22 protein-coding genes are annotated in these 23,366 nt (G+C 67.3%); 11 read left to right on the forward strand and 11 right to left on the reverse strand.

From position 1 onward, the window contains the following. Positions 1–8: 8 nt before the first annotated feature. A complete protein-coding gene (locus tag ACPEH8_RS16620; RefSeq protein WP_017354911.1) occupies positions 9–905 on the reverse strand; it encodes a LysR family transcriptional regulator in 897 nt (298 codons plus the stop codon). A 76-nt stretch (positions 906–981) separates the two neighbouring features. Between ACPEH8_RS16620 and ACPEH8_RS16625 the strand changes: the two genes are divergently transcribed. The 3 genes from ACPEH8_RS16625 (at position 982) to ACPEH8_RS16635 (ending at position 4,773) form a co-directional block, all read left to right on the forward strand. Beyond that, the gene (locus ACPEH8_RS16625; RefSeq protein WP_423667534.1) at positions 982–2,370 is read left to right on the forward strand and encodes an MFS transporter; all 1,389 of its coding nucleotides are present in this window, start codon (positions 982–984) and stop codon (positions 2,368–2,370) included. Beyond that, a complete protein-coding gene (locus tag ACPEH8_RS16630) occupies positions 2,367–2,774 on the forward strand; it encodes a DUF4440 domain-containing protein (RefSeq protein ID WP_166473089.1) in 408 nt (135 codons plus the stop codon). The genes ACPEH8_RS16625 and ACPEH8_RS16630 overlap by 4 nt, the downstream gene beginning before the upstream one ends. 103 nt (positions 2,775–2,877) lie before the next feature. Continuing rightward, positions 2,878–4,773, forward strand: a complete 1,896-nt coding sequence (locus ACPEH8_RS16635) for a CocE/NonD family hydrolase (protein WP_017354908.1) — start codon at positions 2,878–2,880, stop codon at positions 4,771–4,773. On the opposite strand, the gene ACPEH8_RS16640 is transcribed toward ACPEH8_RS16635, so the two are convergent. Both ACPEH8_RS16640 and ACPEH8_RS16645 read right to left on the reverse strand, forming a co-directional pair. Further along, positions 4,751–5,023 (reverse strand): hypothetical protein, encoded by a 273-nt coding sequence (locus ACPEH8_RS16640; RefSeq protein ID WP_136006921.1) that lies wholly within the window; start codon positions 5,021–5,023, stop codon positions 4,751–4,753. The genes ACPEH8_RS16635 and ACPEH8_RS16640 overlap by 23 nt on opposite strands. 55 nt (positions 5,024–5,078) lie before the next feature. Beyond that, positions 5,079–6,173: an alkene reductase gene (locus ACPEH8_RS16645; protein WP_136006919.1), complete on the reverse strand. Its 1,095-nt coding sequence runs from the start codon at positions 6,171–6,173 to the stop codon at positions 5,079–5,081. A gap of 209 nt (positions 6,174–6,382) precedes the next feature. On the opposite strand from ACPEH8_RS16645, the gene ACPEH8_RS16650 reads away from it, so the two are divergent. Next, complete coding sequence (locus ACPEH8_RS16650; RefSeq protein ID WP_017354905.1) at positions 6,383–7,141, forward strand: SDR family NAD(P)-dependent oxidoreductase; 759 nt, start codon at positions 6,383–6,385, stop codon at positions 7,139–7,141. 102 nt (positions 7,142–7,243) lie between these two features. Then, on the forward strand, positions 7,244–7,705 hold the full coding sequence (locus ACPEH8_RS16655; protein WP_026070590.1) for an MgtC/SapB family protein: 462 nt from the start codon (positions 7,244–7,246) through the stop codon (positions 7,703–7,705). Positions 7,706–7,797: 92 nt separating this feature from the next. Here ACPEH8_RS16655 and ACPEH8_RS16660 read toward each other — a convergent pair whose 3' ends face one another. Beyond that, complete coding sequence (locus ACPEH8_RS16660) at positions 7,798–10,584, reverse strand: TonB-dependent receptor plug domain-containing protein (RefSeq protein ID WP_423667537.1); 2,787 nt, start codon at positions 10,582–10,584, stop codon at positions 7,798–7,800. A gap of 64 nt (positions 10,585–10,648) precedes the next feature. Next, complete coding sequence (locus ACPEH8_RS16665; protein WP_423667545.1) at positions 10,649–11,545, reverse strand: helix-turn-helix domain-containing protein; 897 nt, start codon at positions 11,543–11,545, stop codon at positions 10,649–10,651. Between the two features lie 189 nt (positions 11,546–11,734). Here ACPEH8_RS16665 and ACPEH8_RS16670 point away from each other — a divergent pair, with 189 nt between their 5' ends. The 5 genes from ACPEH8_RS16670 (at position 11,735) to dld (ending at position 17,729) form a co-directional block, all read left to right on the forward strand. Then, positions 11,735–12,160 (forward strand): VOC family protein, encoded by a 426-nt coding sequence (locus tag ACPEH8_RS16670; protein WP_017354901.1) that lies wholly within the window; start codon positions 11,735–11,737, stop codon positions 12,158–12,160. Between the two features lie 199 nt (positions 12,161–12,359). Beyond that, positions 12,360–14,018 carry an L-lactate permease gene (gene lldP, locus ACPEH8_RS16675; RefSeq protein ID WP_136006911.1) on the forward strand — a complete coding sequence of 553 codons (1,659 nt, stop codon included), beginning with the start codon at positions 12,360–12,362 and terminating at the stop codon, positions 14,016–14,018. A gap of 67 nt (positions 14,019–14,085) precedes the next feature. After that, positions 14,086–14,850, forward strand: a complete 765-nt coding sequence (gene lldR, locus ACPEH8_RS16680; RefSeq protein WP_136006908.1) for a transcriptional regulator LldR — start codon at positions 14,086–14,088, stop codon at positions 14,848–14,850. 3 nt (positions 14,851–14,853) lie between these two features. Continuing rightward, the gene (gene lldD / locus ACPEH8_RS16685) at positions 14,854–16,014 is read left to right on the forward strand and encodes an FMN-dependent L-lactate dehydrogenase LldD (protein WP_017354898.1); all 1,161 of its coding nucleotides are present in this window, start codon (positions 14,854–14,856) and stop codon (positions 16,012–16,014) included. Beyond that, complete coding sequence (gene dld, locus ACPEH8_RS16690; RefSeq protein ID WP_153165246.1) at positions 16,011–17,729, forward strand: D-lactate dehydrogenase; 1,719 nt, start codon at positions 16,011–16,013, stop codon at positions 17,727–17,729. Before lldD ends, dld begins: the two co-directional genes overlap by 4 nt. A gap of 18 nt (positions 17,730–17,747) precedes the next feature. On the opposite strand, the gene ACPEH8_RS16695 is transcribed toward dld, so the two are convergent. Beyond that, a complete protein-coding gene (locus tag ACPEH8_RS16695; RefSeq protein WP_017354896.1) occupies positions 17,748–18,056 on the reverse strand; it encodes a hypothetical protein in 309 nt (102 codons plus the stop codon). Between the two features lie 161 nt (positions 18,057–18,217). Between ACPEH8_RS16695 and ACPEH8_RS16700 the strand changes: the two genes are divergently transcribed. Next, on the forward strand, positions 18,218–18,712 hold the full coding sequence (locus tag ACPEH8_RS16700; protein ID WP_153165245.1) for a DUF1543 domain-containing protein: 495 nt from the start codon (positions 18,218–18,220) through the stop codon (positions 18,710–18,712). Positions 18,713–18,733: 21 nt separating this feature from the next. Here the strand turns inward: ACPEH8_RS16700 and ACPEH8_RS16705 are convergent, their stop codons facing one another. The 5 genes from ACPEH8_RS16705 to ACPEH8_RS16725 form a co-directional block, all read right to left on the reverse strand. Beyond that, positions 18,734–19,465, reverse strand: coding sequence for a M949_RS01915 family surface polysaccharide biosynthesis protein (locus ACPEH8_RS16705; RefSeq protein ID WP_136006898.1), 732 nt, complete (start codon positions 19,463–19,465; stop codon positions 18,734–18,736). A gap of 121 nt (positions 19,466–19,586) precedes the next feature. Beyond that, entirely contained in the window at positions 19,587–20,039 is a 453-nt protein-coding gene (locus ACPEH8_RS16710) for a hypothetical protein (RefSeq protein ID WP_153165244.1), read from the reverse strand. Positions 20,040–20,113: 74 nt separating this feature from the next. Beyond that, positions 20,114–20,653 carry a hypothetical protein gene (locus ACPEH8_RS16715; RefSeq protein ID WP_026070586.1) on the reverse strand — a complete coding sequence of 180 codons (540 nt, stop codon included), beginning with the start codon at positions 20,651–20,653 and terminating at the stop codon, positions 20,114–20,116. Further along, complete coding sequence (locus tag ACPEH8_RS16720; RefSeq protein WP_136006895.1) at positions 20,650–22,884, reverse strand: M23 family metallopeptidase; 2,235 nt, start codon at positions 22,882–22,884, stop codon at positions 20,650–20,652. The genes ACPEH8_RS16715 and ACPEH8_RS16720 overlap by 4 nt, the downstream gene beginning before the upstream one ends. Positions 22,885–22,895: 11 nt before the next feature. Further along, on the reverse strand, positions 22,896–23,366 hold a 471-nt coding region (locus tag ACPEH8_RS16725; RefSeq protein ID WP_423667540.1), incomplete at its 5' end, for a DUF2345 domain-containing protein.

Consider the following 23,366-nt stretch of genomic DNA (forward strand, 5'->3'; position numbering starts at 1 on the left):
CCTGCCGCTCACTCCGGCAGGTGCTGGCGCAGGTGCGCCAGCAGCAGCTGCACCCGCCGCGAGGGCTGGGCCGTGTCCGGAAACACCGCATAGACGCCCTGGCGCGGGAAGCGGTGCCTGCGCAGGATCGGCAGCAGCCGACCGCAGGCAAGATCCTCGTCGATCAACCACCTCGGCAGCACCGTCGCCCCGGCCCCAGCCAGCGCGAAGGCGCGCAGTGTGGACGCGTTGTCCACCGTGACCACCGCATCGGCTGGGTTGCAGGCAAAGATCTGATCGCTGCCATCGGGGGCGATCAACGGCAGGTCCGCCAGGCGCGGATAGCCCAACCGCGGCAGCGTCCGCACCCAGTCCGGATCATCGCGCGCGGCCTCGTCCGGCAGCGGGGACAGCACCGACGGCGCGGCCACCGCGCACAACGCATGCTCGTCGAGCAGGGTGGCGCGCAGCCGGGAATCGGCCATGCGCCCCAACCGGATCGCCAGGTCGAACCGTTCCGGAATCAGGTCGGCATGCGCCGGCGAGGTCGACAGGTGCAGGCGCAGCTGCGGGTGCAGGGCACGGAAGCGCTCCAGCAGCGGCACCACCCTGGCGATCGCATATTCGGGCGTGGTGGTCAGGCGCAGCGTGCCACGCAGGTGCTGCTGTTCGCTGCGGGCTTCCTCGATGGCCAGCTCGGCGCTGGCGAGCATCGCAGTGCAATGCTGGTGGAAGCGCTCGCCCGCTTCGGTCAGTGCCAGGCTGCGCGTGTTGCGCACCAGCAGGGTCACGCCCAGCTCCTGCTCCAGCCGTTTCAGGTTGAAGCTCACCACTGCCTTGCTCTGGCCCAGCCGTTGGGCCGCTGCAGTCAGGCTGCCGGCATCGACCACGGCCTTGAAGGTATCGAAGCGGTCCAGGCTGACCATCGCGCTCTCTGGCTGTCAAAAACGGTTTGACAGTTTTGCATCGAAGGTTCTGTTTATCCAGCACGCTTGAACGCGCATGCTGCCGCCTCGTTTCCGGGAGTGCGTGATGGTGTATCGAGCCAGGGTGGAGCTGCTGTACCTGCTGGGATTCTCGCTGGACCTGGTCAACATGTTCATCGGCACCGTCGCCTATCCGGCCATCGCCGCAGAGCTGCATGCCTCGGTGTCGCAACTGGCATGGATCGGCAACGCCTACATGCTTGGCCTGACGCTGGTCATTCCGCTTGGCCACTGGCTGGCCGCGCGCGTCGGCGAGCGCCGGGTGCTGTGCCTGTCGCTGGCGCTGTTCACCGTGGGTGCGCTGCTGGCCGGGACCGCCCCCAGCATTGCGTGGCTGATCGCCTGGCGGCTGCTGCAGGGGTTGGGCGGCGGGTTGTTGATTCCGGTGGGGCAGGCGGCGGCCTACCGCGAATGTCCTCCGGCCGATCGCGCGCGCCTGACCACCCGCATCATGGCGGTGGCGCTGCTGGTGCCCGCGCTGTCGCCCACCCTGGGCGGGCTGCTGGTGGAGTGGGGCTCGTGGCGGGGCGTGCTGCTGATCAGCGTACCGCTGGCCGTGGTGGCGCTGGTGCTGGCAGCGTGCTGGCTCCACCCTTCGGTGCCGGCGTCCGCACCCGCGTTGGACCGGCGCGGGCTGCTGCTGGGCGGCGTGGGTCTGAGCCTGTTGCTGCTCGCACTGAGCCTGCTGGCCGAACCGGCGCAGCAGATGTCCGGCGCCGCGCTGCTGGTCGGCGCTGCGCTGGTGCTGTCCGGCTACGCCCGCAGTGCGCGCCGCACCACGCATCCGGTGCTCCACTGGTCGCTGCTGCGCCATGCCGGGCTGCGCGTGGCGATGCTGGTCTATCTGCTGGTGCCGGGTACTTTCATCGGCGTCCAGCTGGTGGCCACGCTGCTGCTGCACCGACAGGGCTACGGTCCTGCGGCCATCGGCGGTTTCATGCTGCCCTGGGCCATCGCCTCGGCCTGCGCGATCGCCACTGCCCGGCACGGGCTGACACGCATCGGGGCGCGGCCGCTGCTGAGCGCGGGCATGGGCTGCCAGGCGGTCGGCATCGCGCTGCTGACCGGCGTGCAGAGCGGTCATCCGGTGCTGCCCGTGGTGGCCTTCGCGCTGATGGGCCTCGGCGGCAGCCTGTGCAGCAGCAGCGCGCAGACGCTCGCGTTCCAGGGCTTGGCGGATACGGACCTGCTGCCGGGCAGCGCGTTGTGGAACCTCAACCGCCAACTGAGTTTCTGTCTGGCCGCCGCACTGCTGGCCTGCGTGCTCGGCGCGCTGTCTGCCGTGCTGCCCGAGCGCGCCTTCACCCTGACGCTGCTGCTGGCCAGCAGCATGACCCTGCTGCCGCTGCTGCCCCTCTGGCGGCTGCCGGCGGCGTCCCTTTCCGCATCAGCGAGCTCACCATGAATAGTCCCCCTATCTCTGCCCTGGCCGCCTTCGACGAGGTGCGCGCGCTGCACGTGCTGATCGAGGACTGGTTCAACGCCCGTCTGCCGGTCGACGCGCTGGACACCCTGCTGGCCCGCTTCACCGACGACTTCAGCATGGTCGGCATTGGTGGCGTGCGCCTGGACAAGCCGGCCCTTGCCCGGTTCTTCGCCGCCATGCACGGTGGTCGCCCCGGTCTGCGCATCGCGGTGGACGACGTCGCCTTCCTGGCGGTGGCGGGCAATGTCTGCGGTGTGCGCTACCGGGAAGACCAGGCCGACGCGCAGGGCCGCACGCGGCGCGAGGCGCTGGCGCTGTTGCGCGCAGACGCCGACGGCGCGCTGCGCTGGCAGGCTTTGCACGAAACGTCGGTTGGCGGCTGAATGCGAGCCGGGGGCGGTGCCGGACGACCGCCGGCACTTACGTTCCCGGCCGGCTCGACGCTAGGCTGCGGATGTTCGTCGCCAACCTGCCGGGAGAGAGCCCATGCGTGTCCGTGTCGTGCCTGTCGTGCTGTTGAGTGTCCTGGTTGCGGCCAGTGTGTCGGCGCAGACCTCGCCGATGACGCCGGATATCCCGGCCAAGGGGTTCGTAACGCCGACGGCCCGCAACGACTACGACAAGCGCGTGGTGATGGTACCGATGCGCGACGGTACGAAGCTGTACACCGTGATCGTGGTGCCCAAGGGCGCCCACAACGCGCCCATCCTGCTGACGCGCACGCCATATGACGCCGCCAACCGTGCCAGACGGATCGACTCTCCGCACATGCGCGACATCCTGCCGCAGGGCGACGAGGTGTTCGTCGATGGCGGCTACATCCGCGTGTTCCAGGACATCCGCGGCAAGTACGGTTCCGAAGGCGATTACGTGATGACGCGGCCGCTGCGTGGACCACTCAATCCAACCCGGGTGGACCATGCCACCGATGCGTGGGACACCATCGACTGGCTGGTCAAGCATGTGCCGGAAAGCAATGGCAAGGTGGGCATGCTGGGCTCGTCCTACGAAGGGTTCACCGTGGTGATGGCCTTGACCGACCCGCATCCGGCGTTGAAGGTGGCCGCGCCGCAAAGCCCGATGATCGACGGCTGGATGGGCGACGACTGGCTCAACTACGGCGCCTTCCGCCAGGTCAATTTCGGCTACTTCACCGGTCAGCTGGCCAAGCGTGGCAAGGGGCCGACGATTCCCAGCGTCGGCTACGACGACTACACCACGTTCCTGCGTGCCGGCTCGGCCGGCGACTACGCCACGGCCAACGGCCTGGATCAGCTGCCGTGGTGGCACAAGCTGATCGAGCACCCGGCCTACGATGCGTTCTGGCAGGAGCAGGCGCTGGACGCGCGCATGGCCAAGACGCCGTTGAAGGTACCGACGATGTGGCTGCAGGGCCTGTGGGACCAGGAGGACATGTGGGGCGCGGTGCACAGCTATGCGGCGATGGAGCCACGCGACACCGGCAATACGCTCAACTACCTGGTGATGGGCCCGTGGCGGCACAGCCAGGTCAACTATGACGGTTCGACGCTGGGCGCGTTGAAGTTCGATGGCGACACCGCGCTGCAGTTCCGCCGCGACGTGCTCAAACCGTTCTTCGACCAGTATCTGGTGGATGGCGCGGCCAAGGCCGATACACCCCCGGTGCTGATCTACAACACCGGCGAGAACCACTGGGATCGCCTGCCGCAGTGGCCACGCACCGCCGCGCAGAACAGGCCGCTCTACCTGCGTGCCGGCGGCAGACTGTCCTTCGAGGCGCCGCAGCCCGGCGAGGCAACGTATGAAGCCTACGTGTCCGACCCGGCCAAGCCGGTCCCGTTCGTGCCGCGCCCGGTGCGCTTCGCCGATCGCGACATGTGGACCAGCTGGCTGGTCAAGGACCAGCGGTTTGTCGATGGTCGTCCCGACGTGCTGACCTTCATCAGTGAACCGCTGACCGAACCGCTGCGCATCGGCGGCGCACCGCAGGTGAACCTGCAGGCGGCCACCAGCGGCACTGACAGCGACTGGGTGGTGAAGCTGATCGATGTGTACCCCGACCAGACCCCGTCCACGCCGGAAATGGGGGGCTACGAGCTGGCGGTGTCGATGGCGATCTTCCGCGGCCGTTACCGCGAGAGCTTCAGCACGCCCCAGGCGATTGCCGCCAACCAGGTGCTCGACTACCGGTTCGGGCTGCCCACCGCCAACCACGTGTTCCAGCCGGGCCACCGGGTGATGGTGCAGGTGCAGTCCAGCCTCTTTCCGCTGTACGACCGCAACCCGCAGACCTTCGTGCCGAACATCTACCTGGCCAAGCCGGGCGACTACCAGAAGGCGACCCAGCAGATCTGGCACGCGCCGCAGCAGGCCAGCTTCATTTCGCTGCCGGTGTATTGACCACGGGCGTCGCGGCCAGCCAGTCCGGCTGGCCGTCGACGAACGACTGCCCGCGCGGGGCCAGTGCCGGCGCGTGCGATGCATCGAATGCGCCCGTGAGCAGGGCAATCACCGGCCCGTCGTCGATCGCGCCCAGTGTGCTGCCGCACTGGGCGCAGAAGGCGCGGGTGGAGTGCGCGGACGAGATGCCGCGGGCCTCGAAACGAATGGCGCCGCAGAGGCAGCCGCCTTGCCAGACAGGTACATCCATGTGGTGATCCTGCGAACGCGTGGCCCGCAATGTAGCGGGCCACGCGCACAACGCATCAGCCGGACACGCTCGGGTAGTCGGTGTACCCCTGCGAGCCGCCCCCGTACAGCGTGTTCGGGTCCAGCTCGGACAGGGCCACGCCCAGACGCAGGCGCTCGACCAGGTCCGGGTTGGCGATGAACGCACGGCCGAAGGCGATCATGTCGGCGTACCCGGATGCGATCGCCGCCGAGGCGGTGTCCTTGGTATAGCCGTTGTTGGCGATCCACGGGCCACGGAACTTCGCACGCAGCGTTGCGTAATCAAAGGCGATGTTGTCGCGCGGACCGCCGGTAGCGCCTTCGATGACATGGATGAAGGCCAGCCCGCCAATCGCGTCCAGGCGTTCGACCGCGCGCTCGAACAGCGGCTGCGGCTGGCTGTCGTGTGCGTCGTTGGCGGGGGTGACCGGCGACAGGCGTACGCCGGTACGCTCGGCGCCGATCTCGGCCGCCACCGCGCGCACCACCTCATCCAGCAGGCGGGTGCGGTTCTCGATGCTGCCGCCGTAGGCGTCGGTACGCTGGTTGCTGCCATCGCGCAGGAACTGGTCGATCAGGTAACCGTTGGCCGCATGCACTTCCACGCCGTCGAAGCCGGCGGTGATCGCATTGCGCGCCGCCTGGCGGTAGTCCTGGATGATGCCGGGAATCTCATCGAGCGCCAGAGCGCGCGGTGCCGACACATCCTCAAACCCGTTGGCGGTGAACGTCTTGGCGTTGGCGGTGAGCGCGCTGGGGGCTACCGGCGCCTGCCCATCAGGCAGCAGGCTGGTATGTGAGATGCGGCCGACGTGCCAGAGCTGCAGCACGATCCGGCCACCGCGCGCATGCACGGCGGCGGTCACGCCGCGCCAGGCCTCGATCTGTGCCTGGCTGTAGATGCCGGGGGTGTCCAGGTAGCCCTGACCCATCGGGCTGATCTGGGTGGCCTCGGCAATGATCAGGCCGGCGCTGGCGCGCTGCTGGTAGTACTCGATGGCCAGCGGGTTGGGCACGCGGCCTTCGATGGCGCGGTTGCGCGTCAGCGGGGCCATCGCGATGCGGTTGCGCGCCTCGATCGCGCCCAGCCGGGTGGGGGTGAACAGGGGGCCGTCGGTGGAAGATGTCATGTGCATGCCTTGGGGGAGGGCGCTGCCATCGGGCAGCGTGAACAGACGAGATGTGGACGTACGACCGCCAGCATAGGGGGCAGTGCGTTGCAGCGATGGGAAGCATTGTTGCGGGTGCCTGCGTGCACGTTCTGTAACGCAGCCGGGGCGTAGGGTGGATGTCATGCAGGCACGGCCTGCCGCTGTTTTCCAACCCGAGGTACAACGTGATGATCGATTACAAGCTCAAGGGCAAGGTGGCCATTGTGACCGGCGGCGTCTCCGGTATCGGCCTGGCCGCGGCCGAACTGCTGGCTGCCTCCGGTGCAGCGGTGGCGGTCTGGGACCTGAAGGCGGATGCGGTCGAGAAAACCGCCGAAGCGCTGCGTCGCAAGGACGTCAACGCCATCGGGATCGCGTTGGACGTGACCGATGAAGCGGCCGTGGAGGCGGCGGTGCAACGGACTGTGGAGGCCCTGGGTGGGCTGGACATCGCAATCAACAACGCGGGCATCGGCGGCCCGTCGGCGCTCAGTGGCGACTACCCCGTGGACGGCTGGAAGCGGGTCATCGACGTCAATCTCACCAGTGTCTTCCTGTGCCAGCGGGCGCAGATCCAGGCGATGCGTGCGGCGGGGAAGGGCGGCAGCATCATCAACATGGCCTCGATCCTGGGGCAGGTCGGTTTCAACAACTCGGCCGCTTACGTAGCGGCCAAGCACGGCGTGGTCGGGCTGACCCAGACCGCCGCGTGGGAGCATGCCGCCGACCGTATCCGGGTCAATGCGGTCGGCCCCGGCTTCATCGCCACACCGTTGCTGGACAAGATGGACCCGGCAGTGCGCAAGGCGCTGGAGGCCAAACACGCGCTGGGCCGGCTGGGCAAGGCCGACGAAGTGGCAGCGCTGGTGGCCTGGCTGGCCAGCGACGATGCCTCCTTCGCTACGGGGACCTACTACGCCATCGATGGTGGCTACCTGGCCCAGTAGGCGGCCTGACGGCCGGTGCGGCGGGGCATGCGGGCGGCTTCACGGTCCCCAGACGCCATCCTCTGCAACGCTCGGCATCTCTACTGCCGGGCGACGTCAATGATGGGACTGGAACAAGATCTGTCGATTCTGTTGCGCATCGCCGCGGCGATGCTGTTCGGCGGGCTGATCGGCATCGAGCGCGAGATGGGCCGGCATGCGGCCGGGCTGCGCACGCACATGCTGATCGCCGGTGCGGCGGCGCTGATCGTTGGCTTGGGTGACAGCATCGCCGAGCACTTCCAGCAGGAGCGTTATCGCGACCTGCTGCAGGTCGATCCGGTGCGTCTGATCGAAGCAGTGGTGGCCTGCGTGGGCTTCGTCGCGGCCGGTACCATCCTGCGTGGTTCGCACGAGGATCAGGTCAGCGGGCTGACGACAGCCAGTTCGCTGATCATGGCCGCCGCGATCGGGATCGCGGTGGGCATCGGCGAGTACGTGATCGCCATCGGGGTGACCCTGCTGTGCCTGATCGTGTTGGCGGTGTTCCGCAGGATCGCCAGGAAGATCGAACCGACACCGTGACGGCACGCCTCACGTCCAGTTGATCGAGTCGCCCGTCCGCGATGGGTCGGAACGGGGCCGGCAGGCGGCCCCGTTGGGTACGACACGGTCCATCAGAACCGCTGCTGATACTTCATGTACACCATGCGCCCGATATCGAACCCGCCGTAGTAGGGGAACGCGCTTTCCGGACTGGAGAACATGATCGGCCCCCGGTGATTGAACAGGTTGTTGGCGCCCAGCGATACGGTCGCGTTCCACGGCGCACTCCAGCGCACCTGCAGGTCATGGAAGGTGTTGCTGCCTACTTTGCGGATGGCATCCGGTTCCCCGTTGGCATGGTGGTCGGGCGCCGTACACGGGCGATTGGGGACGCAGCTCTCTTTCATGCCGGAGTAGTACCGTACTCCGTAGCGCAGCCCCCAGTCGCCCTTCTCCCAATCCACGCCGAGCGTGGAGCGCACGCGGAAGATGCCCGGCGTACCGACCATCCCGATCATGATGGTCTCGCCGGCGGCGTTGTTGCCCTGTTCGTCGTACCGGCTGACATAGCTGCTCTGCCAGTCCAGCCGGATCTGGCCGACCGCCAGTTCCGGAAGGCGGTAGTTGACCCCGAGGTCGTAACCCTCGGTCTCCAGCCTGCCGAGGTTGGCGAGGCCGTAGACGATGCCGTCGATGTGTCCATCGGGGGCGCGCGAGATGCCGTCGCACTGGCTGGCGTTCCCGAGGACGTAGCAGTCGCGCAGGATGCGGTCCACGCTGTCCTGGATGATCAGGTTGTCGATCCTGTACTGGTACCAGTCCAGCGAGATGTCGAGACCTTCCACCCAGCGCGGACTCCAGACCAGACCCACGGTACGGCTGGTCGAGGTTTCCGGTTTCAGGTTGGGGTTGGACTGGTTGGTGAATACGTCCGGTGTCTGGCAGGGGTAACCGGTGCAGTCCTTGCCCCCTTGGCCCTGCTGTGTGTAGCCGATGGGAACGCCGGCGGCGTTGCACGCCGCGTTGCCGTTGACGCTGTTGGTCGCGCCGACACCGCAGGGATCGGTGTACGACTCGAAGCTGGAGCCGGCACCTCCGTGCAGGTCGTCGATGGTCGGCGCGCGGAAGCCGGTGGCGACCGTGCCACGCACCAGCAGCTCTTCCAGCGGGCGCCAGTTCAGGCCGAACTTGGTATTCAGGGTCTGCCCGAAATTGCTGTAATCCGAGTGACGAGCTGCCAGGCTCAAGCTCAGTTCACGGGCGAAGGGCAGGTCCTTCAGGATCGGCACATTCAGCTCGGCATAGAACTCGTCGAGCGAATAGCGGCCCTGGGTCGTGGTGGCGGCGAGGCCGGTGCTCTCACCGGATTGCCTGAATGCATCGGGCACGAAACGGCCCTGCTCGCGCCGATGCTCATAGCCCACCGCAACGCCGACTTCGCCGGCCGGCAGGTCGAACAGGGTGCTGACCAGGTTGGCGGTGTAGCTGGCGGTGGAGGTGGTTCCGGTATCGGTGAAGAACGGGAACAGGAAGTTCTGCAGGCCCGGGGCGGAGAGCGAGCCCGGGCCGCTGCCCCCTGCAGGCAACAATGGATTCCACGGCGTGCAGTGGATGTCCTTGGCAGTTCCGCAGTCCGGGCTCAGCGCACGCGCCATCGCCAGATAGCTGGCATCGCCGTGGCCGGTCTTGTTCAGCTGGTTGCGGTTGTGCAGCCCGCCCACGTCCCAGTCGACGACACGTCCGGCCAGCTGCACGCTGCCCTTCAATGCACCGCTCACGCGGAAGGTCTGCAGGTCGCTGCGCGTGGTGCGCGGGACCTCCCACAGGCGCCGGTTGAACGTCGTGTCGACGCCATAGGGGTTGAACGGGCTGTCGGCGGGAAGGGTGTACTGCAGCGGGTAGCCGGCAACCTGCTGGTCGGTGATGCGCTGGTTGTACATTGCCTCGCCTTCCAGCCGGACGGTATCGCTGAGGTCGTACCAGCCCGTGGCGAACAGCGAACGGCGTTCGACGCCGGTCTGCACCATCATCTGCTCGTTGGCATTGACCCGGTCGCTGTCATCGGTGCGGCGATAGTCGCCCGGACGGGCCGGGTCGCCGCCGTCTTTCAGGGTCCACCAAGCCGGCGTGATGCCATCACCAGGCGTACTGCTGCAGGGGTTGCAGTGCGATCCGTTCCTGCCGATCGCGCTCCAGCCCGATCCGCGATAGTCGGGGCCGGCATTGCCATCGCGGCTGAACCAGCGGTCCTTTGCCCAGACGGGGTCGTCCTTGGCATGCTCCAACGCGACGGTGATGCCGCTGTGCGGGCCTTGTGCGCCCATACGCAGGGAGAGCTGCTGATTGCCGCCGTCCCCCTGGCTGAACTGGCCACTCGACACATTCACCTCCAGGCCGTCGAAGCCGGCATCGGTGATGACGTTGACCACCGCGGCAATCGCGTCGGAGCCGTAGACCGCCGACGCACCGTCCTTCAGCACCTCGATGCGCTGGACCATGCTCATCGGAATCTGACCCAGATCCTGCAGCCCGGCGGTGGTGGCGCCCAGGCGGCGTCCATTGAGGAGGACCAGCGTGCGCGCCGCCCCCAGATTGCGGATGTTCACATAGTAGCCACCGACGTTTTCGCCGGAGGCCAACGCGTCGGCGCGGGAGATCGCCGGTGCACCGGCCGAGCTGAGGTTCTGCAGGACATCGGCGACGCTGGTGAAGCCCTGTCGTGCGATGTCGTCGCGGCTGACCACGAGGATCGGCTGGCGGGTCTCGGCATCGGCGGCCCGAAGGCGTGAACCGGTGACCTTGACCTGGTCCAGTGTGGTGGGTTCATCGGCGGACGCCACGGCCGGAACAAGGGCAGCGCAGATCGCGACGGGCAGCAGCTTTGCGGGGCGTACGACGGGCAACGTCAGGTTGAGCATAAATCTCTCCAGGGGATCCGGGTGTGCGAAAAGCGCGATCCAAACGTTACTGTTTCGTTTCCGCTCAGCCTGTACGCGATGCGCGGTGGATGTGTGCGACTTGAGCTTTAGTGCGCAACGCGCGCATCTGACAGCGGTACGCCGATGCCGTGACGCCGAAGTGCGCGCGGAAGGCCCGCGCGAAGCTGCAACCGCTTTCGAATCCGCAGGCCGCTCCCACCTCACCGACGATCAGGTCGCTGTCCAGCAGCAGTTCGGCGGCGCGCTCCATGCGCAGCCGCACGCCAGCGGCCTGCGGGCTCTCGCCGAACACGCCCTGGTAAGCCTTGGAGAAGTACCAGTAGGACAGGCTGGACAATTCCGCCAGCTCCCCGATGCTGACTACCCGGTCGACGTTTCCCTGCAGCGTCAGATGAGCGCGGCACAGCCGGCCCAGCACATGGCGCCTGCGATGCAGCGAGCGGCCCGGACAGCGATCTTCCTGCAGCCCCATCGATCGCTGCAGATGGACGACGTGGCGCAGCAGCGCCCGCAACATCGCATCGCCACTGACGCGATCGTGCGCAGGTCTGCGGACCAGCTGACGCCAGAGACGAATGGCAATCTGCAGGTCACACCGGGTCATCGCGCCACAGCCGGGATAGAGCCGGCACGCATCGGCGTTCAGCAGCTCAAGCGCGTTGCCCTGCAATGCCACGCCGATGCAGAGGCCGCGACGGTCGGCCTGAAGGCGCGGCTGCGAGTTGCGGTCCAGCACGATCCAGTGTCCGGCGTGCAGGTGGAAGCGACCCTCGCTGGACTCCATCCGGCTGCAGCCACGCACCTGCAGCCACAGGGTGAATGCCCCGCTGCCGACCTGTACCGACGACATGCGTGATACGCCGATGCATCCGCGTGTGATGTAGCTCTGGAGGTCGATCGTCAGGTTCTGTCCGCGATCCGCCCAATTGATTGTCTGCATATCGTCCACGCCGGCACCTGCCTGCACGATGTGTTCGGCCGGCGGCCGTTGCCAGCACGTGCGTCAAGGTTCTGTGTACGCAGGCTGCAGGCGTCGTGTTGTGTCGCTATCGGCGCGTTTTGCGATTGTCGAGGCCACCCTCACGGTGCCCACGTCATTCTTGAGGCCTATCTGATGAGGAGTCAGCGCATGCGACCGTTCGAGATCCAACGCATCGATCATGTGGTACTGCGCGTGTCCGATCTGCCGCGGGCGCTGCGCTTCTACTGCGACGTGCTGGGCTGCACGGTGGCGCGCGAGCGCCCCTCGCTGGGCATGGTCCATCTGCGCGCCGGGGCGTCGATGATCGATCTGGTCAGCATTGACGGCGCGCTTGGCAGACCGGGTGGACCCGCCGCCGGGGCGAAGGGGCGCAATGTCGATCACCTGTGCCTGCGCGTGGACCCGTTCAACGAGGCCACCCTGCGCGCCCACCTGGAGATGCACGATGTGGCGGTCGAGGGGCCCGTGGAAAGCAACTTCGGTGCCGAAGGCGACGGGCGCTCGCTCTACGTGCGCGATCCCGATGGCAACGGGGTCGAGCTGAAGGGTCCGGCCAGTGAGTGCGGACGTTGATAATGGTATGACCAATATACCAGCGTAAACCTATGGTCTAATAGGCCGGTCGCGCATTTGACGCTTCAATGCGGACAGTTCCGAGAGATCGCCCGATAAGTGGTAGGACCATTAATCGGGCGCATGACACTCGTGGATTTCCTCGGTTCGCGCGGTGGTGACCGCGCGGACCCCTGTCCGTTCTTGATGAGATCCGTCGATGCAGGCCTGGCCACAACTGTATGACCCCGCTGGCAACCTCTGGGTGTCCAGCCTGATCGCGCTGCTGCCGATCGCCTTCTTCTTCGTTGCCCTGGCCGTGCTGCGCATGAAAGGCTGGCTGGCCGGCACGCTGACCGTGGCCATTGCCCTGGGGGTGGCGCTGCTGTTCTACCGGATGCCGCTGCAGCAGGCCGTCGCCGCCGGCGCCTACGGGTTCATCTACGGGCTGTGGCCCATCGCCTGGATCATCCTGGGGGCGGTGTTCCTGTACAAGGTGTCGGTCAAGACCGGGCAGTTCGACATCATCCGTGCGTCGATCCTGTCGGTGACCGAGGACCAGCGGCTGCAGATGCTCATGGTCGGCTTCGCCTTCGGCGCGTTTCTGGAAGGCGCCGCCGGTTTCGGCGCGCCGGTGGCGATCACCGCCGCACTGCTGGTCGGGCTCGGCTTCAAGCCGCTGTACGCGGCCGGACTGTGCCTGATCGTCAATACCGCGCCGGTGGCGTTCGGCGCGATGGGCATTCCGATCATCGTGGCGGGGCAGGTGACCGGCCTGGATGCGTTCGAAATCGGTCAGATGGCCGGTCGCCAGCTGCCGTTCCTGACCATCATCGTGCTGTTCTGGATCATGGCGATCATGGATGGCTGGCGCGGCGTGAAGGAGACCTGGCCGGCGGTTCTGGTGGCCGGTGGCTCTTTCGCCATCGCCCAGTACCTGACCTCCAACTTCATCGGCCCCGAACTGCCGGACATCACGGCCTCGCTGGCCTCGCTGGTGTGTCTGACCCTGTTCCTGCGCCGCTGGACGCCGGTGCGCATCTTCCGCTTCGACACCGAGGCCAGCGCGCAGGCTGCCGCCCAGGCACTGGAAGCACCGCAGTACAGCCGCGGGCAGATCCTGAAGGCATGGTCGCCGTTCCTGATCCTGACCGCGATGGTGACGGTGTGGAGCATCAAGCCGTTCAAGGCGCTGTTCGCCGCCGGCGGGGCGCTGGACCACTGGGTGCTCAAACTGCCCGTGCCATCACTGGATCAACTGGTGCAGAAGATGCCGCCGATCGTGCCGGCCCCAACCGCCTATGGCGCGGTCTACACGTTCGATGCGGTGTCGGCCACCGGCACGGCGATCATGCTCGGCGCGGTGCTGGCCATCGTGCTGCTGAAGATGCGTCCGGCCGCAGCCCTGCGCACCTTCGCCGAAACCGCCAATGAACTGAAAGTGCCGATCTACTCCATCGGCATGGTGCTGGCGTTCGCCTTCATCGCCAACTACTCGGGGCTGTCGGCGACGCTGGCCCTGGCCCTGGCGCACACCGGCAAGGCGTTCACCTTCTTCTCGCCGTTCCTGGGCTGGCTGGGCGTGTTCCTGACCGGTTCGGACACTTCGTCCAACGCGCTGTTCTCGGCGCTGCAGGCAACCACGGCGCAGCAGATCGGCGTGTCCGAGGTGCTGCTGGTGGCGGCCAACACCACCGGCGGGGTGACCGGCAAGATGATCTCCCCGCAATCGATCGCCATCGCCTGCGCGGCGGTTGGTCTGGCCGGCAGGGAATCGGATCTGTTCCGCTTCACGGTCAAGCACAGCCTGATCTTCACCGTGATGGTGGGCATCATCACCACGCTGCAGGCGTACTGGCTGACCTGGATGATTCCCTGACCCCATGCGCGCGGCACCGGCTCCCGGCATCAACCCCATCGCCCGCCACGCGGGCGACAATGGCGGCATGAAGAACGAACGCCTCTCCGACAAGGTGGCCGCGCAGTTGCGCGACCTGATCCAGACCGAGAACCTGCAGCCCGGCGACCGGTTGCCGGCCGAGCGCCCGCTGTCGGTGCAGCTGGGGGTGTCGCGCACCGCGCTGCGCGAAGCGATCGCGCAGCTGTCCAGCCAGGGGCTGCTGACCGCGCGCGTGGGCGGCGGCACCTTCGTGGCCGAGCCGGCCGCACGCGCGCGACAGGCCATCGACGAACCGCTGATGCCCTACCTGCCGCTGTTCCAGGGCGACCCGGAGTACCGCTTCGACGTGCTGGAGATCCGCCACGCACTGGAAGGCGCCACGGCATGGCACGCAGCCCTGCGCGCGACCGACGCGGACCGCGCGAAGATCCGCCAGGCATTCGACACCATGATGGACGCACACGGCAAGGATGATCCCGCCGGCGAGGCGCGTGCCGATGCCGCCTTCCACCTGGCCATCGCCGAGGCCTCGCACAACCTGGTACTGCTGCAGGTCATGCGCGGCCTGTTCGAACTGCTGCAGACCAACATCTCCCAGAGCCGCGAAAAGCTCTACACCTCGCCACGCACGTTCGAGCCGCTGTCGGTCCAGCACCGCGAAATGATGGAGGGCGTGCTCTCCGGCGATCCCGAACGTGCGCGCGCTGCCGCGCACGCGCACCTGGAATTCGTGCACACCTCACTGCGCACGCTCGACGACAACGAAGCCCGGCGCACACGCGCGTCGCGGCTTCCTTCTTCCCACGGTTGACCCATGATCATCTCCGCCTCCACCGATTACCGCGCGGCCGCCCAGCGGCGGCTGCCGCCGTTCCTGTTCCATTACATCGATGGCGGCGCGTATGCCGAGCACACCCTCAAACGCAATGTCGCCGACCTGGCCGACGTGGCCCTGCGCCAGCGCGTGCTGCGCAACATGGCCGAACTGAGCCTGGAGACCGAGTTGTTCGGCGAGCGGCTGGCGATGCCGGTGGCGCTGGCCCCGGTTGGCCTGACCGGCATGTACGCACGCCGCGGCGAGGTGCAGGCGGCGAAGGCGGCGGCCAGCCGCGGCATTCCGTTCACCCTGTCCACGGTGTCGGTGTGCCCGATCGAAGAGGTGGCGCCGGCCATCGACCGGCCCATGTGGTTCCAGCTCTACGTGCTCAAGGACCGCGGTTTCATGCGCAACGCGCTGGAGCGGGCCAAGGCGGCAGGCGTGACCACGCTGGTATTCACGGTGGACATGCCGACGCCCGGTGCGCGCTACCGTGATGCGCACTCGGGCATGAGTGGCCCCCACGCGCCGGCACGGCGCATGCTGCAGGCCGCCACCCATCCGCGATGGGCATGGGATGTGGGTCTGCTTGGCCGCCCCCATGATCTGGGCAACATTTCCACCTACCGCGGCCATCCCACCGGCCTGGCCGACTACATCGGCTGGCTGGCCAACAATTTCGATCCCTCCATTTCCTGGAAGGACCTGGAATGGATCCGTGAGTTCTGGACCGGGCCGATGGTGATCAAGGGCATTCTCGATGCAGAGGACGCGCGGGATGCGGTGCGCTTCGGTGCCGACGGCATCGTGGTCTCCAACCACGGCGGACGCCAGCTGGATGGCGTGCTGTCCACCGCACGGGCGTTGCCGGCCATCGCCGACGCGGTCAAGGGCGAGCTGAAGATCCTGGCCGATTCTGGCATCCGCAACGGCCTGGATGTGGTCCGCATGATCGCGCTGGGCGCGGACAGCGTGCTGCTCGGCCGCGCGTTCGTGTACGCGCTGGCGGCGCACGGCGAGGCCGGCGTGGCCAACCTGCTGGACCTGGTCGCCAGGGAAATGCGCGTGGCGATGACGCTGACCGGCGCCAGAACCATCGCCGACATCAGTCGCGATTCGCTGGTGGACGCCACCCGTCACCTCGCGGTCGCCCCGTGAGCGGCGCGCCCGGGAACACGGCGGCGCTGCTGGCGCAGCTGCGCGGCATCGTCGGCGATGCGCACGTGCTGTGCGGCGACAAGCCGACCCGGCGCTTCCGCAAGGGCTATCGCTTCGGCGACGGGCCGGTACTGGCGGTGGTGCGTCCCGGCACGCTGCTCGAACAATGGCGCGCCCTGCAGGCAATCGTGGCGGCCAACGCCATCGTCATCATGCAGGCGGCCAACACCGGCCTGACCGGCGGCTCCACGCCCGATGGCGCGGACTACGACCGCCCTGTGGTGATCGTCAACACGCTGCGGCTCACCGGCATCCAGCTGCTCAACGACGGGCGCCAGGTGGTCTGCCTGCCCGGTGCCACGCTGGATCGGCTGGAGCAGGCGCTGGCGCCGCTGGACCGCGAACCGCACTCGGTGATCGGGTCATCGTGCATCGGGGCATCGGTGCTGGGCGGTGTCTGCAACAATTCCGGCGGCTCGCTGGTCCGCCGCGGACCGGCCTACACCGAAATGGCGCTGTTCGCCCAGGTCGACGCGGATGGGCAACTGCACTTGGTCAACCATCTTGGCATCGCGCTGGGAGACACCCCCGAGCAGATTCTGGAACGGCTGCAACGCGGCGACTACTCGCCGGGCGACGTCGACAACGGTGGCGATCGCGCCGCGTCGGACCCGCGCTACGCCGAGCAGGTCCGTCAGGTCGATGCCGACACCCCCGCACGCTACAACGCCGATCCCTCGCGTCACTACGAAGCCTCCGGTTCGGCCGGCAAGCTGGCGGTCTTCGCGGTGCGCCTGGACACCTTCGCGCGCGAGGCGGGCGAAGTGTTCTACATCGGCAGCAATGCGATGGAGGATCTCACGGCGATCCGGCGCCACCTGTTGACCGCGTTCGAGCGCCTGCCCATCTCCGGCGAATATCTGCACCGCGAGGCGTATGACATCGGCGAGCGCTATGGCAAGGACACCTTCCTGCTGATCGACCGCTTCGGCACGGGGCGGGTGCCCGCCGCATTCGCGTTGAAGAGCCGCATCGATGGCTGGTTCGAAAGCCTGGGCCTGCGCGGCGTCACCGACCGCGCGATCCAGCTGGTCATGCGCTGCCTGCCTGGCCACCTGCCGGCGCGCATGGGGCAGTTCCGTGCGCGCTACGAGCACCATCTGCTGCTCAAGGTGTCGGCGGTGGATGCCGCGGCGACCGCGACCTTCCTGCGCGATCACTTTGCGAGCGGGGAGGGCGATTACTTCCAGTGCACGGCCGAGGAGGGGCGCAAGGCCTTCCTGCATCGCTTCGCCGTGGCGGGCGCCGCCGTGCGGTACCGCGAGGTCCACCGGCGTGACGTCGAGGACATCGTGGCCCTGGACGTTGCGCTGCGTCGCGACGATCGCCACTGGGTGGAGCAGCTGCCGCCGGACCTCGATGCACGCCTGGCCGGCAAGCTCTACTACGGGCACTTCCTGTGCCATGTATTCCACCAGGACTACATCGTGCGCAAGGGCGAAGATCCGCTGGCGATCGAACATGCGATGTGGGCGCTGCTGGACCAGCGCGGGGCCGAGTATCCGGCCGAGCACAATGTGGGCCATCTCTACCCGGCCAAACCGCCGCTGGCAGCGTTCTACCGCACGCTGGACCCCAGCAACGCCTTCAACCCCGGCATTGGCCAGACCCCGCGCGGGGCGCACTGGGGCGGGCACGACTGCGGGCGCCACTGAGCGCCCGCAGCGGGCGCATCACTCGCAGCGTGCTGCAGTGATGATGTTGTCCTTGTCGATGAACACCCGCAGGCGGTCCTTGCGCAGGTCTTTGGAGGTGATGGTGGCTGGGCCGATCGGATTGATCAGGCCCGCGCCGCTCTCACGCAGCAGGCGGCGCAGGGTGGCTTCATCGGCGACGTGGCCGACCGACCAGCCCAGGCCACTGGCATCGCAGAGGCCGGGACCGGTGATGGCCGGGCCGGGGGAGCTGACGCAGGCGCTCAGTGCCGCGGCGCTACACAGCGCAAGCAGCGGAAGGGCGGCGCGACGGGCGAGGGATGGCATGGGGATGGCTCCTGCAGGTTCGGGCGCCGACGATACCACTGCCGCCGCGAGTTTCGTGTCGTGGGCGGGCGCGACACGATGACGCGCCGCGCGGGGGCGGGTCCACAGCGCAGGTACAATGGCCGCCCGCCGCGAGGGTGGGACGCAGGAGCAGATCGGACATGTTGCATGTATTCATGCTGGGCGGCCGCCATGACCGCGCCCGCATCGAGGTCCACGACGTGGCCTTCGCCAACGTTGCGCGCATCGAAGACGCCTACCCGCAGCTGCGCCAGGACTGGTTCGGCGCAGCCAAGGGTCTGCACATCGATGGCTGGCTCGCGGTGGATGGCGTAGACGGCTACAAGGTGACCTTTGTCGAGGCGGCACCGGCAGCGGATGCACCGCGGCTGTTCTTCATCAATCTCGGTGGCTACGTCGCACGCTCGCTGGGCGAGGCGCACGATTACCGGTTGCTGGTAGCCACCGATACCGCGCAGGCACGTCAGAAAGCCAAGGCGCTGCGCGATGCGGCCTGGTTCAAGCCGCACACCGACGCGGTGCTGGACGTGGACGACTGCATCGCCATCGACCAGGTCGGCGGGCGCTACGTCCACCTGGCACCGGGTCCGCACAAGGGCACGGCGCTGGTCAGCGACTACATCGTGATCGGCTGACAGCGCAGGGCGCGGCACGGGCTACGGCCCGCCGTCCGATTCGCGGCCGGGCAGGGTGTGCACCGCCTGCCAGACCGTATCCAGGTGCTGGCGGAACGCTGCCGGTGCGGCGGCGTAGGACGGGCTGTCGGCACGTTCACCGCCAAACGGCGCTTCGCCATCGATGACCACCAGCGACTCGCCCTCGACCCGGTAGCGATCATCGCCGCGTCGCAGCTCGATCACGATCTGATGCGGGTCCACACCGCCGCCGCAGAAGGCGTGGCTGGGCAGGGTCAGTTCGGCCACACCATCGCCGTCGAGGTCGGTGGCCTCGGCGTTGTCGAGGAAATAGGCGGCTTCCAGGTCAAGACCCGGGCACTCGGTGCGGTGTTCGCTGCGCCAGCGCTCGACGAACGACGTGGCGGTGTCGGCACGCCGGTAGAGCGTGGCGGTCAGCAGCGCCACGTCCATCGCCTCGCCGCTGTCGGCATCGGGCGCCTGGCTGTCGATCCGGTCCAGCACCAGCAGGCCTTCGCCGTCCCTGTCGCGGAAGTGCACAGTCTTCAGCGGGGCGCTCACGCCCAGCGCCTGGAGCGTGGCGGCGTCGATCTCGGCGAGATGGACCAGTGGGGTCGCGGCGGGCGCCGATGGCGTTGCCGCGCCTGCAGCCGGGAGCGGTGCCGGTGTCGCAGGGTCGGTCGGCGGGCCCTTGCAGGCGGCCAGCAGCGCAACGCAGGCGAGCGCCGGCAGCAGGGGGGTACGCAGTCTCATGGTCAGTCCATTGATCCGGATGTTTCGCCTTGTTCCAAGACGTCGATGATGGCCAGCACCGCATCGGTGGCCAGACCAGGCTGCCGTGGCCCGGTACAGCGGCGCGTTGCGACGTGACATTTCACGCGCTGTTCTTGCCCGCGAATGGCGCGCACGTTTCCGGGTGAAACGCCGGCGGAGGATCGACCTCCGTGCCGTCGGCCTGGCGCAGAATCCGCTCGTCAATGCGGACCAGGGTCTGGTCCTGGCTGAATTCTGTCTCGTAGGGGCCACTGCTGACAGTGACATGGGCAACGATCTCACCCTTGTCGAGGTCAAGCAGATAGAGGTTGGAGTAGGGTGCGTCGCCCGGCTGGATCTGGTCCCATGCGCGGCCCCATACCAATGCGTGGCGCTTGTCGCAGCTGACGTTCCAGGCGTCCAGCGACGGCCCCAGCCTGATGCTCGCTTCGGCCTGCTGCGACGGGTAGACGAAATGGTCGCCCTTGATCCGGATGGCGCCGGCGGGCGTCGGCGCGCACGCGGCGGCGGTGCTGGCGACGAGTGCGAGCAGCGCCCACGAAACATATTTCATCGACTAGTACCCGATAGGAAAGACTGGGATCCGTTCACCTGCCGCACACCTGCGCCGGCATGGTCAGGCGCAGGTCAATCCAGTGCGTCGGCAATGGCAAGCGCGTCGTCCGGCGACAGGATCTGTTTGCCGGCGGCTTCATCGCGCAGGGTCAATTGCGTGTAGTGGAACCGGCGGGCGTCATCGAACGAGACGGCGGCAAGGCAGGTCCCCGTGGCGCGGTATACCTCGCCTGTGCCGGTGTCGCAGTCGACCTCCGCGGTGAATCCATCGCGGCCATGCAGCCTGCGCGGCGTACCGCTGTACTGGCTCATGCCTGTGGCGAAATCCACGTTGCGCGCGGGGCTGGCGTCGCCGGGGTCTGCCGGGGTGACCGACACTCCGAGCTCCTGCAGCAGGGCCGTGCTGCTGGATCGGCAGTACACGCCGACGGTCCGACGCTTTACCTGCACGTTCCGGCACACCGTATCGGGTTGCCCCGCACCCAGGCCGGTGTTGGCCGAGAGCGTGTACGCGGGCGCTTTGGACGCGACCGGTTCCAGGGCGCTGCCCACCGTGCTGCAGGCGGTCAGCAGGAACAACGCAGTGAGCTGCAGGGAGCGGGTAAGGGTCATATCTGATCCGTAAGTACACGGCCCGCCGATTCGGTTTCCCGAAGTCGTTCGGCCAGGCCATTGGGATCGCCCGTGCTGCGGTTGACCCCGTTGATGGCGACGGCAACGGTACGCACGCTGGCGCGGTCGATGACGTTGCCGGTGATGGCATTGTTGATGGTGCGGAACTGATTCTGCGCCGAGCCAGCCTCCCAGTACCAGCCGCCGGCATCGATGGCGGCGTAGGCGTCGGTGGACAGGCGTTGCGGATCATTGATGGTCGGCGCCCGTGCGGGCCGCGCCGGGTTCCACCACGGCGAGGTGAATGTGCTCGCATCCAGCCAGCCGCGATACACCCAGTACTTGGAGTAGTTTTCCCGGCCGGTGAGCTGCTTCATGCCCCGACCGCGGTACTTGGGGCCATCGCCGGTGGTGATGTTGCCCAGCCGGTTTTCCAGGTAGAACAGGTAATTGGGCTGCGCTGGCGCGTAGAAACCATTGGTTTCCGGCTGGAAACTCTGGTGCCGCGGGTTGCGCGAGTAGTTCGCCGAGCCTTCCAGCATCAGCGCCAGATACATCGATTCCACGGCGCCCTGGCCGAAGAAGTGCGCCATCCGGATCTGGGTGGTGACCAGATACTTGCGTGTGACCTGGTTGATCTGGACGCGGTAGTCGTCCCGGATGCTGTCCGGTGTTCGTCCACGGCCTTCGGTAGCCAGCGCGGTGATCGGGTACTTGCTGTCGGGGTAGACCTTCTTGAGCTCGTCGCGGCTGAGCCACAGGCACTTGCGGTAGTGGTGGATGAACTGAAGCGGGTGGAAGTGCCAGACCTGGCGTTCCGGCAGCCCGCTCTGCGGCCAGAAGGCGAGCGCTTCCACGTGGGTCTTGAAGTTCTGCCAGGACTCATCGGTGTGCAACACCGCGCCTGGCTGACGATACACGGCGTAGCGGGCCTCCAGATCGCTGGCGTCCCATTCGCTGGGGTGTTTGCAGATCAGGTGGCGAAGCTGCTCGGCCGCGCCGGCCGCATTGGCCCGGGCGGCAAACTCCGCAGGTGCCGACAGCGATGGGACCGGCGACGGAGTGGCCAGGCCGAGCAGCTCGGTCAGGCGATCGACATTGGCAATGCCATCTTCCGGGCTGGCCGCGTCGCCCTCCACCACCGCACGCCAGTGCAGCGGAAAATCAGCATCGGAGAGAACGCTGATCTGTTGGGCGGGATCGGCCAGATTGATGTAACCCACACTGGCATCTGCATAGCGGACCAGCTGCCAGTTCTCTACGTGGGTGGTGGTGTCCGCGCCCAGCAGGCGACCGAAACGCAGGTAGTCGAAGCCTGCGCTGGTACAGTCGTCGTACAGAAGGTTCGCGATGCGGTACATCTCGTACTCATAGCCGGCCTGCTGCACAGGCTGGCCCACCTGGGCGACCACCTCGCCCTGGTCATCCAGCGCGTACGTGGTGGAGACGCGGTTGCCGCCACCGAAGGCGACTTTCACCAGCAGACGGGTGGCGTTCTGACCCTCCTGACCGACGTCCAGGTCGTAATGGGTATTGCGGAACGCAGGGAACGTCAGACGGTGCGGAGCCGTCGCGCGCGGGTGACGCGCGCTGAAAGTGCGCGAGGCGGGAATGATGAAGTAGCTGTCGCCATAGACATCTGTTGAGCCGTGGCTGCCTGCCGCGATAGCAGTGCGGTCGCGCCAGAAGCCGGTATCGGCGGCGCGGAAGTCGGCCTCGCTGGCGAAAATTTCGAAATGTACGGTGGACTGCCCATACAACTGGCCGCCGAAGCCGATCACGTCCTTGCGCGAAACACGCGTATTGTCCGGCGCGCGTACGGCATCGGTGCCGACGGCGGCGTCGCGCAGGAAGGGAAGCAGCAACTGGCGTCGCGCCGGGGTCATTACGCCCTTGGGCTGCAGGTGCATGTAAAGCGAATGGAACACCACGCGGGTGTTCTCGCCCGAGTCGGTCTCGTGCTTTATCAACACAAAACTGGTGTCGTAGTTGCCCAGACCCGGATAGTCACGGGTCTCCGGCGCCAGCCGGTACGCGACGATCACACCATCGGCCACCGCACGGATCGGCTGGTCGCCTGGGGTCAGATGGATGCCGCCATGCCAGCGGTTGCCGGTGGTCACCGGATACAGGCCGCGGTCCGCTTGTGCCAGCGCCAGCATGGCGTCGAGTTTCTGCTGCTCGTTCTGATTGCCGCCATTGGCGGGGAGGATCGGGTAACTGATGAGCATGCTGTCTTTCCCTAGACCGAGAACGGGGCACGGCCCTTCAACTGGACCAGTCCCTGCGGAAGCGATTCGATACCGGCCTCACCGCTTTCCCCGCCCATGAACGGATGCTGCCCGGCCTTGACGGTAAACGTGCCCGGGCAGCTGAAAGTGATGTTGCCGCCTTCCAGCGTGATCGCGCTGTTGCCAGCCTGCAGCACCACTTTCTGCTGGGCCAGGATGTCGATGCGGTCGTCGGTGGCGGTCACGGTGATGGCCTGGTCGGCCAGCAGCTCCAGCTCGCCGGTGTTGGACTGCAGGCTCACCGGGCCGTTGGCGGCAATCACCTTGACCGGCCCGGCCTGCGCAAACAGCGCCACATGCTCGCCGGCCACGGCCGACACGGTTTCTCCGGCGCTGACCTGCAGGTCCTGCTGCACGGTCATCTGCAGGTTCTGGCCGGCGTAGGCCACCGCGCTGGCCGGGGTGGTCCAGACGATGCGGTC

The organism is Stenotrophomonas sp. NPDC077461 (assembly GCF_049545475.1).
Classification (GTDB): Bacteria; Pseudomonadota; Gammaproteobacteria; order Xanthomonadales; family Xanthomonadaceae; genus Stenotrophomonas; species Stenotrophomonas nematodicola.